Source organism: Prosthecobacter sp. SYSU 5D2 (genome assembly GCF_039655865.1).
In the GTDB taxonomy this organism is placed as follows: Bacteria; Verrucomicrobiota; Verrucomicrobiia; order Verrucomicrobiales; family Verrucomicrobiaceae; genus Prosthecobacter.
In genome coordinates, this window is the sequence record NZ_JBBYXL010000013.1 from 120,381 (window position 1) to 133,350 (window position 12,970).

The window sequence follows — 12,970 nt, forward strand, 5'->3', positions numbered from 1 at the left end:
GTTTAAATCACCCCCTGAATCCTCGGAGAAACCTTGACCCCCGTCCCGGCTCCGCGTTTACTTGTGCCCCCATCGTCATGTCCTGCCGTTTCACCCTATCCCTTTTGCTATGCAGCGGAGCCGTCTGGGCTTCCCAGCCTCAGTCCGCCTCTGACGTGCCGGATCCGAATCCCGAGGTGCAGAAGGCGGGCTTCGTGGTACCGGAAGGTCTGGAGGTCACGCTGTGGGCGCAGGAGCCAATGATCGCCAAACCGGTGCAGATGAACTGGGATGCCCAGGGCCGCCTTTGGGTGGTGAGCAGCACGACCTATCCGCAGATTAAACCTGGCGATGGCACCAAGGACCAGGTCGTCGTGCTGGAAGATACCGATGGCGACGGCAAGGCGGACAAATCCACCGTCTTCGCCGAAAATCTGCACATCCCCACGGCAGTGATTCCCGGCGATGGCGGGGCCTATGTGGCCAACTCCACTGAGGTGCTTTTCCTGAAGGATACCGACGGTGACCTAAAGGCCGATGAGCGCACCGTCCTGCTGAGCGGTTTCGGCACGGAGGACACGCACCACCTGCTGCACACCATGCGCCACACTCCGGAGGGGCTGCTGTCCTTTTTGCAGTCCATCTACATCCACAGCCATATCGAGACCCCGCACGGCGTGCGCCGTCTGATGGGCGGCGGCATTTGGGAATTCCGCCCGGAGACTCGCCGGCTGGAGATCATCAGCAAAGGTCTCATCAATCCCTGGGGTTACGAATTCGATCAATGGGGCCAGTCCTTCGCCACCGACGGCGCAGGCGGTGAAGGCCTGAATTACATCTTCCACGGCAGCGTTTTCAAAACCTCCCCTGGTGCCAAACGTACCCTCAGCGGCCTGAGCCCCGGCCAGCCCAAGCAGTGCGGCCTGGACGTCATTGATGATCCCCATTGGCCCGAAGACTGGCAGGGCACCTGGGTCACCAATGACTTCCGTGGCAACCGTGTGAACCGCTTCAAAGTCACCCCCAGCGGCAGCAGCTACATCGCCAAACAGGAGCCCGATGTGCTCGCCTCCAACCACCGCGCCTTCCGTCCCATTGATGTTCGTGTGGGGCCTGACGGTGCGCTTTACATCGCCGACTGGTACAACCCCATCATCCAGCATGGCGAGGTGGACTTCCGCGATCCCCGCCGTGACCTCGTGCATGGCCGAATCTGGCGCATCACAGCGAAAGGCCGCCCTCTGAGCAAGATGCCGAAGATCGTCGGCGCACCCGTGCCGGAGCTTCTGGAAATGCTGAAGAGCGAGCGCAAATGGACCCGCCATTTTGCCAAGCAGGAACTGCGCACCCGTGGAGTGACCGAGGTCATCCCGGTGCTGAAAACCTGGCCGGACGCCCTGGACAAAGCCTCCCCGGATTACTGGCGCACCCTGCTGGAGACCGCCTGGGCACGCGAGGGCCTGAACCGCTTTTCCCCCAAGCTCTGGCGCGAGCTGTATGCCAGCCCGGACTATCGCGTGCGTTCAGCCGCCCTGCGCATTCTCACCCATCGCTGGAAAGAACTGCCAGATGCCATGGAATTTCTGAAAAAAGGCATCGCCGATGAAAACGCCCAGGTGCGTCTGTGGGCCATGGCCGTACTTCATGACATGCGCCAGCCGCAGGCCTTTGAACTCGCCCTGAAAGCGCTGGATCAGCCCATGGACGACAGCCTGGACTTCCTCCTGGAACTCACCGCCCGTGAGCAGGCCGCCATCTGGATGCCCCTGGCGCTGAAGGGTGACCTCAAATTGAACGGCAATCCCAAGCACCTGGTGTATGCCATGAAAGCCACCGGCCGCAGCGATGCCCTGAAGCCGCTGCTGGCTTCCCTCAAAGCCGGCAAGCTGGCCGATGAGGATGCCGCCGCCGTCATGGCCATGGCCGGTGACGCCGCCGATGCCGCGCAGGCGAAGCAGATCGCCGACCTCGTCAATGATCCCGCCCTCGAGGCCAAGGTCGTCGGTCTCATGGATGCCCTCGTCAAAGCCGCCACCACCCGCGCCGTGGTGCCGGAAGGGGCCGAGGCCATCGTCCAAAACTGGCTGGCCAGCCCCCGTGTGGAAATCGTCCATCGCGCGACCATCCTCGCCGGAGCCTGGAAGGTGGAATCCACCCGGGAGACCCTGCAAGATATTCTCATGAAAGCGGACACACCTCCGCCCGTGCGCGACGGTGCCGTGCAGGGCCTGGCCCGGCTGGGCGGCACGAAGTCACGCGACTTCTTTGACAAGCTCTTCCAGGAAAAACCCGAACTCCGCAGCATCGCCGTGCAAGGCCTCACCGATGTCGGGCCACAGATCGCTGCCAAGCGCGCCGTTGAATTTCTCGCCTCCGCCAAGACCGCCCAGGAAGCCGAGCCCATCCTCACCGCTTTCCTGAAAAACAAGCAGCTCCCCGGCATCCTCGCCAAGGAGCTGGCAGGCAAAACCATCCCCGATTTTGTCGCTGTGGAAGGCATCCGCATGGTCTCCACTCGCGGCATCAAAGGCCCGCTTGAAGAAGCCCTCCGCACCGCCGGCGGCGTCAAGCAGATGGACCAGGCCCTCACGCCTGAACAGATGGCTGCACTGGTGACAAAAGTGAAGGAACAGGGCGATGCCGCCCGTGGGGAAAAGGTTTACCGCCGCCAGCAACTGCTCTGCCAGACCTGCCACGCCATCGGCGATGCAGGCGGCGTTTTGGGGCCAAACCTCGTCAGCATCGGCGGCAGTGCCCCTGTGGATTATCTCATTGAGAGCCTGCTGGAGCCCAGCAAAAAGATCAAAGAAGGCTACCACATGATCATCATCGGTCTCAAAGATGGCAGCATCGTCAGCGGCGGCCTGGTGCAGGACGGCGGGGAGGAAGTCATCATCCGCGACCCTGCCAACCAGCTCCAGAAAGTGCCCAAAGCCCAGATCGCCAGCCGCCAGATGAGCCCCGCCAGCATGATGCCCCCCGGCCTCACCTCCAGCCTTCGCGAAGACGAGTTTGTGGACCTGGTTCGCTTCATGTCCGAGCTGGGCCGCGAGGGCTATTACAAGATCAAACCCAACCGCTACGTCCGCACCTGGCGCGTCATGGGGGAGATGCCACCGGACCTGCTCGACCACGTCCGCCACGTCGGCCTGCATTCACTGCATGAAAAGGAGACCACCTACCCCTGGCAGATGATGTTCTCCAAAGTCAGCGGCGACCTCCCCCTGGATGAGGTCACCCAGCTCCGGCTGAATCCCTGGTATCCAAAAATCGCCCATTTTATTCTCAAGCTCGACAGCCCCGGCAAAGTCAAGCTGGCCCTCAGCAGCACAAAGGCCGTGGACGTCGTCGTCGGTGACCAGCACCTCAAAGAAATCACCCCCGAACTCACCCTCGACCTCCCCGCCGGCACCCATCCCGTCAGCATCCTCATCGGCCGCGACGCTGGCGATGTGGCGAGCTTCCGTGTGGAGATCCTGGAAGGTGCGGCGACGGCGCAGTGAGGTGAAGAGAAGTGGTCTCCATGCGAATTGCTGTCTCGCTCAAGGCTGGAGAAACCTATGAATTTACGCATACCCTCGCCACTGAGCTGTTGTGAACCTGGGTTAATCTAACTAGATCTTATTCGGAATGCTTGACTGAGAACGTGTATTATTTGTAAAAGCAGAAATGCATAAAAAGAGGATCTTCTGGTTAATCTTTATTTTCTCAGTTGCGATCCTTTGGGCGATCTTCAGAAATAGCTTTGCAGACCATTCCCTCGCCCATCAGGCACTGCACGATAGCAAGCCACAGACTGCCAAATGTTATTTTTTGCACACCGGTTTCCCGTCTATCCCTGCCGGATCCCCTGTCATTGCCCCAAAGCTGCCATTCCCCACTGAAGATCCCCTTTCGACCGACCCCTCAGTGAATGCACTGGCACAAAGCACAACCATTCAAGAGAGGTTGCTGCCAGGGAAGCCCGGATTCTGGCAGCGTGAGCGCCTTGTCAGCTCCTCCATTCAGACACGGTTGCTGCATGTTCGTGAGCTTTGGGAATTGAATGCCGCCCAACAACGCTGGATCCACCATCAACGGGACATCTACCTGGCAGATCAGGTCATCGTACGCGCTCGCCCGGATGTCACACGCCAGACATTGGAAACAAGACTTGAGGCCAACGGGATGAAGCTGCGGGAGGCGATCGCTTCGGATCTTTTCACAGTAGAACTCCCGGGGCGTGATCTGGACGTTCTGGCACAGGGAATGGAGCTGCTGGCGACCATGCCGGACTGTGTGGCATTTTCAGAGCCGGATGGGGTGGGTTTTGGGGCGGCGATACCAAATGACCTGCTATTTACTATTCAATGGGGCCATCACAATACCGGTCAATCTTCAGGCGTAGTGGATGCCGATGTGGATGCACCAGAGTTCTGGGACATCATGCAAACGGCCCCCGGAACGGTGATTGCCGTCCTGGATTCGGGATTGGACTTTAACCATCAAGATCTTCAGGGGATTGAATGGTCGAATCCAGGCGAGATCCAAATGATGGTCTGGACAATGATGGAAACGGGCGTGTGGATGATGTGAACGGATGGGATTTCGTCAATGCAGACAACAACCCCTTAGATGACCACAATCATGGCAGCCATGTGACGGGCATCATCGCCGCCAACCGGGACAACTTCGTAGGCGTCGCGGGCATGATCAGTGGTGTTAAAATTCTCGTCTGCAAGATCCTGAATGAGAGCAACAGCGGCCTCACATCCAACCTGATTGCCGCCACCACCTATGCAAGGTTACAGGGTACGCCCATCATGAATCTCTCGCTTCAAAGCTACCCGTACAGTTCCACCTTGAATACCGAGTTCAATGCTTGTGAGTCAGCTGGCATTCTTCTCAGCATGAGTGCAGGCAACCTGGGGAGTAACAATGACAGCCAGCCAAATTATCCCAGCTCCTACCCCCATGGCAATATCATCGCCGTCGGAAATCATGACCGGACGGACAACCGTTATTCCAGTTCTAATTACGGCCTTATAAGCGTGGATATCTTTGCGCCGGGCACCTTGGTTTACTCCACGATAAAAAACAATGGCCACTCGACCATGACCGGCACCTCCATGGCCACCCCCTTCGTCACGGCCATGGCAGCCGCGATCAAGTCTCTGAATCCAGCCTGGCAGGCGGACCAGATCAAAAACTCCATTTTATCCTCCTCCATCCCGCACACCGCTTACAATCAGATTTGCACGACAGGAGGCAGACTCAATGCAGTCACCGCCATTGCCCATGCCATCCGTTCCAACCCGTGGGCCGATACTGACGCAGACGGCCATTCCAATTTGCTGGAATACTGTGCGGGCTCCCGTGTGGACAACGCCGACAGTATTCCTGATATTTCATTGGCGCAGGAGGGCGGATATCTTCGCATGCGCATGCCCCACGCAAACCGGCCTGATGTGCTGCTTAACTTGGCGCGGTCAGGCGATTTAGATTCCTGGCACGGCGAAGACATCGCAGATTTCAGCACGGAAAACATCATGGAAGGCGGCATCCCGCTGAATGGTTCGCAGGGACGCTTTCTGCGCATTGAACTTTCAGTTGCAGAATGAATGGCCATCAAGGGATCACCCGAGGCTTCTTCGGCGGGCGGGCGCGCTGTTTGGCGTCCACTTCGGCGGCTGTGGCTTTGACTCTTTCGGTCAGCGCAGCGTCCTGCTCTTTCAGGTAGGTGTCATAACCTTTGCGCCGGCTGCCCAGGTACTTATACGTATCAAAGATCGCCCCATTGCCCAGCGCACGCGGGTCGCCTTCAGCCTTGAGTTCGGCCATCATCTTTTCACGCAGCTCCGCCATGACCGGCGCAAACGCCAGGTCATGGGCCAGATTGCGGATGCCGGAGGGATCGTCACTGAGGCGGTAGAGTTCATCTGTCGGGCGTTTGCCAAAGGACATCTCGTAATAGGTGCCGCCGATGGCTTTGAGCAGCTCCTTGGTGGGGCTGGCGTCGCAGTTACCAAAGTCCGTTTCCGGATTGCCCGCCGGCCAGCGGTCAGGATGGAAGTTATGGATGTAAAGGTAGTCCTTCGTGCGGATGGCCCGCACAGGATAGCCCAAGTCATTCGGCCGGCCAAGGTCATGACGCTCCTTCCCAGCGAGCATGAAGGTGCGGTCTTCGATCATGCCAGATTTGGCCGACTTCAGGAGGTTGACAAGACTTTTGCCGGTCATCTGCTCATGTGGCTTCTGGCCCGCAAGTTCCAGGAAAGTAGGAGCGAAGTCGCGGACATTCACGAAGTCATCCACCACGCGGCCTGGCTGGATGCCTTTGCCCCAGCGCATGGCCAGCGGGAGGTGGAAGCCGTCTTCTTTGATCTGCCCTTTCACATAGGGGAAGGGCATGCCGTGGTCCGAGGTGACGATGATGAGGGTATTCTCCAGCTCGCCCATCGCCTCCAGCGTGGCGAGCGCCTTGCCGATGTGACTGTCGGCGTATTCCACTTCCACCGCATAGTCGGCCAGATCCCCACGGACCACCGTGGTATCCGGGAAATATGGCGGGACAACGACGTCTTCCAGCTTCTTGCCCAGGCGGACGCCCGAATCTAGCTCATAAGCGCGGTGCGGCTCCTGAAAGCCCATCCAGAAACTGAAGGGCTTGCCCTTGTCACGCTGGGTCAGGAAGGCCTCGAAGTTTTTGCTGTAGTCCACCTTGCCAATGGCCTTGGCAGGAGGCTCCGTCTTGTGCTCATCAAAACTGGGCCCGGCAGGGTTTTGGGTGCGCCCATTGAGCTTAAAATCGCCCGGCCCCCAACCTTTGCCCGTGAGGCCGATGGTGTAACCGGCAGACTGCATGAGGTCCGGAAAAACAGCATACTGCGGCGGGAAGATGCCGCCATGGCAGACAGCCTCCTCGAGCTGCCAGCTATTGCGTCCGGTCAAAATGCTGGCGCGGCAGGGGCTGCACTTGGGATTGGAAGTATAAGCATTGGTGAAAAGGACACCCTCTTTGGCGATGCGGTCAAAGTTAGGCGTCTTGACCCAAGTGGATCCGTAGGCCCCGGCATCACGCCAGCCCCAGTCATCAAAGATAATGAATAGTACGTTAGGCCGGTCGGTGTCCTGGGCGGGCGCCACGGTGCCAATGGCACATAACGCGGTGAAGAGGGTGAGGAGTAGTCGTTTCATGGTTCGGAAATCAGGGCTTCTTGGGTGGGTTGGGCACATTGCCGGTGACGAATTCTTCGCGGCTGAGGCTGTCGTTGCCGTCCTGATCTCGGGCTTTAAACCAGCCTTCCGCATCGGCCCGGCTGCGCCCTTTGCTGAATTCTTCCCAGCTCAGCACGCCGTCATTGTCAGTATCCTTTTGGATGAACTGCGCTTCACGGCTGGGATCATTTTTCGAACCCTGCTTTTGGCCGCCAGCCTTCTTCTTGGGCGGCAGAGCCAGTGGCAGGGGCAGGTAGTCGAAGTCCAGAATCATCTTTTCCTGAAGGGCCTCTTTGAGCTGCTGCTCCGTGTCCTTCATGTCCGGCTGACCGGCCAGATTCCGCAGCTCATTCGGGTCGGCTTCCAGGTCGTAGAGTTCATAGATGGCACGCGGGCTGGTGAACCAGAGCGTTTCAAACTCACTGGCCAGCTGCTTTTCCTCGTGCGCTTTCACAATGTCCTTCCAGCCAGGCCCGCCCGCACTGTCCACCGGGGCATAAGTGTGGCTGGGAGTGACGTTGTAGATGAGCTTATACCGGTCGCTGCGCACCGCCCGGCTGTAATCCACACCTGAGGCCCGGACATTCTCGTCAAAGGTGGCGCTGCCATGCGGGCCGCGCTCGGCAAAGATATGCGTGCGCGGTTCAAACGCCTGGCCGCGCAGCAGCGGCAGGAAACTTTTGCCACTGATCCGGTCAGGCACGGGCAAGCCGGCGGCTTCCAGAAAAGTCGGTGCCATGTCCTCTCCGGAGATGAGCACGCGGGATTCCATGCCCGGCTTCACCACCCCCGGCCACCAGACGATGAGCGGCACATTCAGTCCCGGATCATGAAGGTTCCCCTTTCCGCTGGGGAAGGCCATGCCGTTGTCGCCGGTAAAAACGATGAGGGTGTTTTCTAACCCGGCGCGGTCCTTGATGATCTCGAGCACGCGTTTGAAGTCGCCATCCATATGCTCGATCTCCCCCATGTGCCGGGAGAGGTCCTCGCGCACGCCCGGCAGGTCCGGCAGGCTGCCGGGGACTTTGATGCTGGCTGGGTCAGGCGGGTTTTCCCCCGTGTCCCACGGATGATGCGGATCGCTAAAGTTCACCCATAGGTAATAAGGTTGGTCAGCCGGCCTCTGGTCAAAAAAGGCTTTCATCGTCTCCGGGATGTTGCCCTGGCCGCTCGCATCCACATAATCAAAACGCTCCTTGAAGGTCTGCAGATTGTTCTCCTCAAAAACCCTCGCCGTCGTGCCCGGTCCACGCGCGGAGCCATCCAGATGATAACTGCGCCCCAGCACACCGACAAAGTAACCCGCCTCCTTTTTCAAGATCTCCGGATACGTGATCTCATCCCGTGGCAAAGGCGAGCTAAACCGGGTGATTCGGCAGGCCACCGCAGAGCGGCCGGTGAGAAAGGTAGCTCGGGAAGGCACACACTGCGGTGCCCCGGTGAACATGCGGTGAAACTTCATGCCCTCCGCCGCCAGCTTGTCGAAGTGCGGCGTTTTCATGTCCGTGCGACCGTAGCAGCCCAGGAAAGGGTAGCTGTGGTCATCACTGAGAACGAAAACAATGTTAGGCGGCGCGGCGTGAAGCCCGCCACTGATAAGAGTTAGAACCGCAAGGAAAGAAAGAAGGCGCATGTCAGAGACCTCTGTGAACGCAAGCTAACCGGCTGCGATTACGACAAAAGTCCGTCTTTCTTTTTTGCAGCTTCTTCCGCCCGCCCAGCCTACCCCGTATGAAGTGCGTAGGTTACTGCGAATTCACCTAAACAATTTCCAAGCCTCCGGGAGAACCAGATTGACCCGCACACGCGAATCCACGTAAGTTCTGACCCCATGAAAAAGACTTTCCTCTTCCTCGCCGTTTCCTTCCTGGCCCTCCAATCCACCTTTGCTGACTGGGTGGTCGTCCAAAAAACCACGACTGACGGCCAGGCCGAAGAAGTGAACATCAAGATCAAAGGCGACATGACCCGCATGGATGTGGGCCAGCAGATGAGCATCATCGCCGATGGCGCCGCCTCCAGCATGGTGATGCTGATGCACGCGCAGAAGGTCATCATGAAAATGGACGCCGAGTCCCTGAAAGCCATGATGGCCATGGCCAGCGGTGCCCTGGGCGGCAATACTGACAAACCCGCCGCCAAACCTGTGGCCACCGGGCAGAAAGAAAAAGTGGGCGAATATGAGTGTGAAATCTTCACCTGGACTGGCCAGATCGGTTCCGGCAAATTCTGGGTGGCCAAGGATTTCCCCGGCTATGAAGAGCTGAATGCCGCCCAGGATAAAATGATGAAGGCCATGGGCAACCCCGCCGCCGCCCTTTCCCCCCAGGCCAGCGATTTCCCCGGCATGGTCATCAAGGCTGACATGACCGTCATGGGCAAGTCCAGCGTCTCGGAGCTGGTTTCCGCCAAGCAAGAGCCCGTAGATGCCTCCGCCTTTGCCCTGCCCGAAGGTTACCAGGAAATGAAAATGCCTGTGATGCCTGGCCAGTAATCCAGGCACAGCGGAAAATATCTCCAATTTCCCCGGAGCAGCGGCATTCGTGCCCTGCTCCTTTTTATTGGCAGACAGCCCGCCTGAGATTATGACAGTGAATGTCCGCCCCCGCCACCCAACGCCTTCCAGACGACCATCCCGCCTGGAAAGATTTGCGCCCGTTCGGCTATGAATGCTCCCGCTGGCTGGCAGCCATGGCGATGCTGCAAGCCCGCCACCGCAAAGGCCGGTTCAGCGAGACTATAACCGCCTTTTTAAACGAATGGATGCCGCAGGAGCCCATCTCCCACGAGTTGCCAGAGGCGTTTGAGATCACTTTCGAACAGAGCACCCTGCACAGTGACGGGCCGCTGACCTCGGTGACTTCGCCGCTCTGGCATGCCATGCTGCACCTGCCTGCCCTGCGTGATTTCTGGACCGCCGAACTCCGCGCCAGCCACTACACCCACCTTTTGCAGATGATCCCCCCCGCCTGGTGCATGGACCCGGCACCGCTGCCGCCGGGGACGGTGATCGCCGGGCTCGACATCACGAGCTGGGCGGAGCTGCCGCGCCTGGAAGCATCTGGCCGCCAGTTCCGCAAGCAGACCATGGCAGAGAACAAGGTTGTTTTGAGCGCTGTTTCGGCGATAGATGCCTCCTGGCGTGCCCGCTACACCCGGCGGGACGGGCAGATCGTGCTGCAGGATGCTTTCCTGGCCTGATCCGCCCGGTTTGACCGCCTTTTCTGCTTTGACTGACATCGCCCCCAAACCTGCTGTTCTCCCGTCCCTGCTCGGTCTGACCCCGCCCGAGATCACCGCCTTCATGACCGAAATGGGCGAGCCCGCCTTCCGTGCCAAGCAGGTCATTGACTGGACCTTTGCCAAACGGGCCGTCAGCATTGAGGCGATGTCAAACCTCTCCAAAGGCCTGCGCCAGACCCTGGCCGAGCGCTACGTCACCCGCACGATGACCATCAATACAGTCACCGGCTCCAAGGACACCACCCGCAAGTTTTTGCTGAAGCTGCACGACGGCCGTTTTGTGGAAACCGTGCTCATCCCCGCCAATCCGGCGCTGTATGGCGAGGCATCGGACCGGCATACCCTCTGCGTTTCCAGCCAGGTGGGCTGCGCTTACGATTGCAAATTCTGCGCCAGCGGCCTCGCCGGCTTCGCCCGTAACCTGACAGCGGCAGAGATCGTGGAGCAAATCGTCCAGGTGGAAGCCTACAGCGGTGAGCGCATGGATAACCTGGTCTTCATGGGCATGGGCGAGCCACTGGCGAACTACAGCAACGTCACCAAGGCCATCGAGATCCTGAACTCCGAATGGGGCATCGGCATCGGTGCCCGGCACATGACCGTCAGCACCAGCGGGCTCGCCCCACAGATCAAAAAGCTGGCCGACTTCCCCTTGCAAATCCGCCTGGCTATCTCCCTCCACGGTGCCAGTGACGAAGTGCGTGACAAGATCATGCCGGTTAACAAAAAGCATAATCTGGATGAGCTTTTCGAAGCTCTGTCCTACTGGCGCTCCAGGCGCAAGCAGCACATCACTTTTGAATACATCCTCATTCAGGGCGTGAACGACGGACTCGACCAGGCCCACCGTCTGGCCAAACGCGCCAAAGGCCTGGATGCCAAGGTCAATCTGATCCCCTACAACACCGTCGAAGGTCTCCAGTGGGTCCGCCCCACCGAAGAAGTCCAGGATGCGTTCCGCGATGTCCTTCTGAATGCCGGTGTCAAAGCCACCCTCCGGCGAGAAAAGGGCCACGACATCGCCGCCGCCTGCGGCCAGCTCCGGCTCCGCCAGGAAACCGCCGACGGCATCATCGAGACACCCATTCCCGAGAAGCGCATCACCATTGGTGCCGGTGCTTGAGGATCACCTGCGGGAATAATTCTCAGCCATTGCGTTTGGCCCACCCAACCCCCAGGTGCCATCATATTACCGTCCATCAAACATCCCCTGATTGACGCGGTGGAGGAACGGCTTTTGACTCCCATCATGCACGTTTCTTCTGCCCTCAGACGCCGCCAGTTCATCAGCCAGACTTCAGCGGCTGTCACGGCGTCAGCCTTGTTCTCAAACCTGTTTGCCACAAGTCCCAAGCCGCCCCGCATCGTGCTACGGTCATCCTGGCAGACGGTGAACATTGGGGACATTGGGCACACGCCGGGTGTGCTGGCCTTGATTGAAAAACACATTCCCGAGGCAGAAGTGACCCTGTGGCCGATGGATGTGCGCAACGGCGTGGAGGAAATGCTGCAGAAGCGCTTCCCCAAGCTGCGCATCGTGCGCACCAAAGAGGAGGCTTTTGAAAATGACTTCCTGCTTCATGGCTCCGGTCCTTACCTGACCGCGCATCGTGACGTGGCCGCGTGGAAGGCGGAGACAAGCAAGCCTTATGGCGTCTATGGCATCACGATGGCAGCGGCAGGAGATCCAGGGCTGAAGATCATGCGCAACAACGGCCTGGACGAATACTGCAAGGAGCTGCTGGATGGGGCAAGTTTCGTCTTCCTGCGGGATGGCAAATCCCTGCAAGTCGTGAAGGACGCAAGAGTCAAGGCACCCGTGATCGAGTTTGGACCGGATGGAGCTTTCGCAGCCGATGTGCGCGATGACGACTCCGCGCTGGCTTTCATGAAAAAGCACGGGCTGGAGGAGGGCCGGTTCATGTGCTTCCTGCCGAACCTGCGCAATGCGCCCTATTGGAAGGCGAAGCCTAACTATGAGTTCAACGAGATCAAGCATCTTCGCAATGAGGAGATGAAGGAGCATGACCACGCGCCGTTGCGCGATGCCATCATCGCCATTGTGCGCGAGACAGGCATGAAAATCCTCGTCTGCCCGGAAGACTCCACCCAGATGGAGACGGGCAAGGAACTGCTGGTGGATCCGCTACCGGAGGATGTGAAAGCGAAGGTGGTGTGGCGCGAGAACTTCTGGCTGACGAATGAGGCCATCAGCACCTATGTGCGCTCCGCCGGGCTGGTAAGTAATGAGATGCACAGCCCCATCATGGCCATCGGCAATAGCATTCCCGCCATTGTCTGCCGGTTTGTTGAGCAGACCACCAAGGGCTTCATGTGGCAGGACATCGGCCTCGGTGACTGGCTCTTTGATCTGGACAAGCCGGAAGAGCTGGCGCGCGTTGCCTCCACCGCCCTGGCCATGGCAAAAGATCCCGCAGCAGCCAAGGCCAAAGCAGCCAAGGCACGGGAGTTTGTGCAGCAGCGCCAGCGCGAGACGATGGCCATCCTGCGCAATGCCGCCGGTGGCGCTGTGTGAGGAGCCTCAACAAGG

9 protein-coding genes are annotated in these 12,970 nt (G+C 59.2%); 7 read left to right on the forward strand and 2 right to left on the reverse strand.

Annotated elements, in window-relative coordinates:
- Nucleotides 1-77: 77 nt before the first annotated feature.
- The 3 genes from WJU23_RS20645 (at nucleotide 78) to WJU23_RS20655 (ending at nucleotide 5,579) form a co-directional block, all read left to right on the forward strand.
- Nucleotides 78-3,482 carry a PVC-type heme-binding CxxCH protein gene (locus tag WJU23_RS20645; RefSeq protein ID WP_346334516.1) on the forward strand — a complete coding sequence of 1,135 codons (3,405 nt, stop codon included), beginning with the start codon at nucleotides 78-80 and terminating at the stop codon, nucleotides 3,480-3,482.
- A gap of 166 nt (nucleotides 3,483-3,648) precedes the next feature.
- Nucleotides 3,649-4,554, forward strand: a complete 906-nt coding sequence (locus tag WJU23_RS20650; protein ID WP_346334517.1) for a hypothetical protein — start codon at nucleotides 3,649-3,651, stop codon at nucleotides 4,552-4,554.
- Complete coding sequence (locus tag WJU23_RS20655; protein WP_346334518.1) at nucleotides 4,485-5,579, forward strand: S8 family peptidase; 1,095 nt, start codon at nucleotides 4,485-4,487, stop codon at nucleotides 5,577-5,579. Before WJU23_RS20650 ends, WJU23_RS20655 begins: the two co-directional genes overlap by 70 nt.
- Nucleotides 5,580-5,586: 7 nt before the next feature.
- Here WJU23_RS20655 and WJU23_RS20660 read toward each other — a convergent pair whose 3' ends face one another.
- Both WJU23_RS20660 and WJU23_RS20665 read right to left on the reverse strand, forming a co-directional pair.
- Nucleotides 5,587-7,155 carry a sulfatase gene (locus tag WJU23_RS20660; protein WP_346334519.1) on the reverse strand — a complete coding sequence of 523 codons (1,569 nt, stop codon included), beginning with the start codon at nucleotides 7,153-7,155 and terminating at the stop codon, nucleotides 5,587-5,589.
- 10 nt (nucleotides 7,156-7,165) lie between these two features.
- Nucleotides 7,166-8,809: a sulfatase-like hydrolase/transferase gene (locus WJU23_RS20665; RefSeq protein ID WP_346334520.1), complete on the reverse strand. Its 1,644-nt coding sequence runs from the start codon at nucleotides 8,807-8,809 to the stop codon at nucleotides 7,166-7,168.
- Nucleotides 8,810-9,007: 198 nt separating this feature from the next.
- On the opposite strand from WJU23_RS20665, the gene WJU23_RS20670 reads away from it, so the two are divergent.
- The 4 genes from WJU23_RS20670 (at nucleotide 9,008) to WJU23_RS20685 (ending at nucleotide 12,955) form a co-directional block, all read left to right on the forward strand.
- The gene (locus WJU23_RS20670) at nucleotides 9,008-9,670 is read left to right on the forward strand and encodes a DUF4412 domain-containing protein (protein ID WP_346334521.1); all 663 of its coding nucleotides are present in this window, start codon (nucleotides 9,008-9,010) and stop codon (nucleotides 9,668-9,670) included.
- Between the two features lie 101 nt (nucleotides 9,671-9,771).
- The gene (locus WJU23_RS20675) at nucleotides 9,772-10,377 is read left to right on the forward strand and encodes a hypothetical protein (RefSeq protein ID WP_346334522.1); all 606 of its coding nucleotides are present in this window, start codon (nucleotides 9,772-9,774) and stop codon (nucleotides 10,375-10,377) included.
- A 28-nt stretch (nucleotides 10,378-10,405) separates the two neighbouring features.
- Nucleotides 10,406-11,542 (forward strand): 23S rRNA (adenine(2503)-C(2))-methyltransferase RlmN, encoded by a 1,137-nt coding sequence (rlmN, locus tag WJU23_RS20680; protein ID WP_346334523.1) that lies wholly within the window; start codon nucleotides 10,406-10,408, stop codon nucleotides 11,540-11,542.
- A 126-nt stretch (nucleotides 11,543-11,668) separates the two neighbouring features.
- Nucleotides 11,669-12,955: a polysaccharide pyruvyl transferase family protein gene (locus tag WJU23_RS20685; protein ID WP_346334524.1), complete on the forward strand. Its 1,287-nt coding sequence runs from the start codon at nucleotides 11,669-11,671 to the stop codon at nucleotides 12,953-12,955.
- Nucleotides 12,956-12,970 lie beyond the last annotated feature (15 nt).

Excerpts from the sequence above, each read along its gene's own strand:
- WJU23_RS20660 (WP_346334519.1), bottom strand. The coding sequence starts at position 7,155 with ATGAAACGACTACTCCTCACCCTCTTCACCGCGTTATGTGCCATTGGC.
- WJU23_RS20685 (WP_346334524.1), top strand. The coding sequence starts at position 11,669 with ATGCACGTTTCTTCTGCCCTCAGACGCCGCCAGTTCATCAGCCAGACT.
- WJU23_RS20655 (WP_346334518.1), top strand. The coding sequence starts at position 4,485 with ATGGTCGAATCCAGGCGAGATCCAAATGATGGTCTGGACAATGATGGA.
- WJU23_RS20665 (WP_346334520.1), bottom strand. The coding sequence starts at position 8,809 with ATGCGCCTTCTTTCTTTCCTTGCGGTTCTAACTCTTATCAGTGGCGGG.
- WJU23_RS20650 (WP_346334517.1), top strand. The coding sequence starts at position 3,649 with ATGCATAAAAAGAGGATCTTCTGGTTAATCTTTATTTTCTCAGTTGCG.
- WJU23_RS20645 (WP_346334516.1), top strand. The coding sequence starts at position 78 with ATGTCCTGCCGTTTCACCCTATCCCTTTTGCTATGCAGCGGAGCCGTC.
- WJU23_RS20670 (WP_346334521.1), top strand. The coding sequence starts at position 9,008 with ATGAAAAAGACTTTCCTCTTCCTCGCCGTTTCCTTCCTGGCCCTCCAA.
- WJU23_RS20675 (WP_346334522.1), top strand. The coding sequence starts at position 9,772 with ATGTCCGCCCCCGCCACCCAACGCCTTCCAGACGACCATCCCGCCTGG.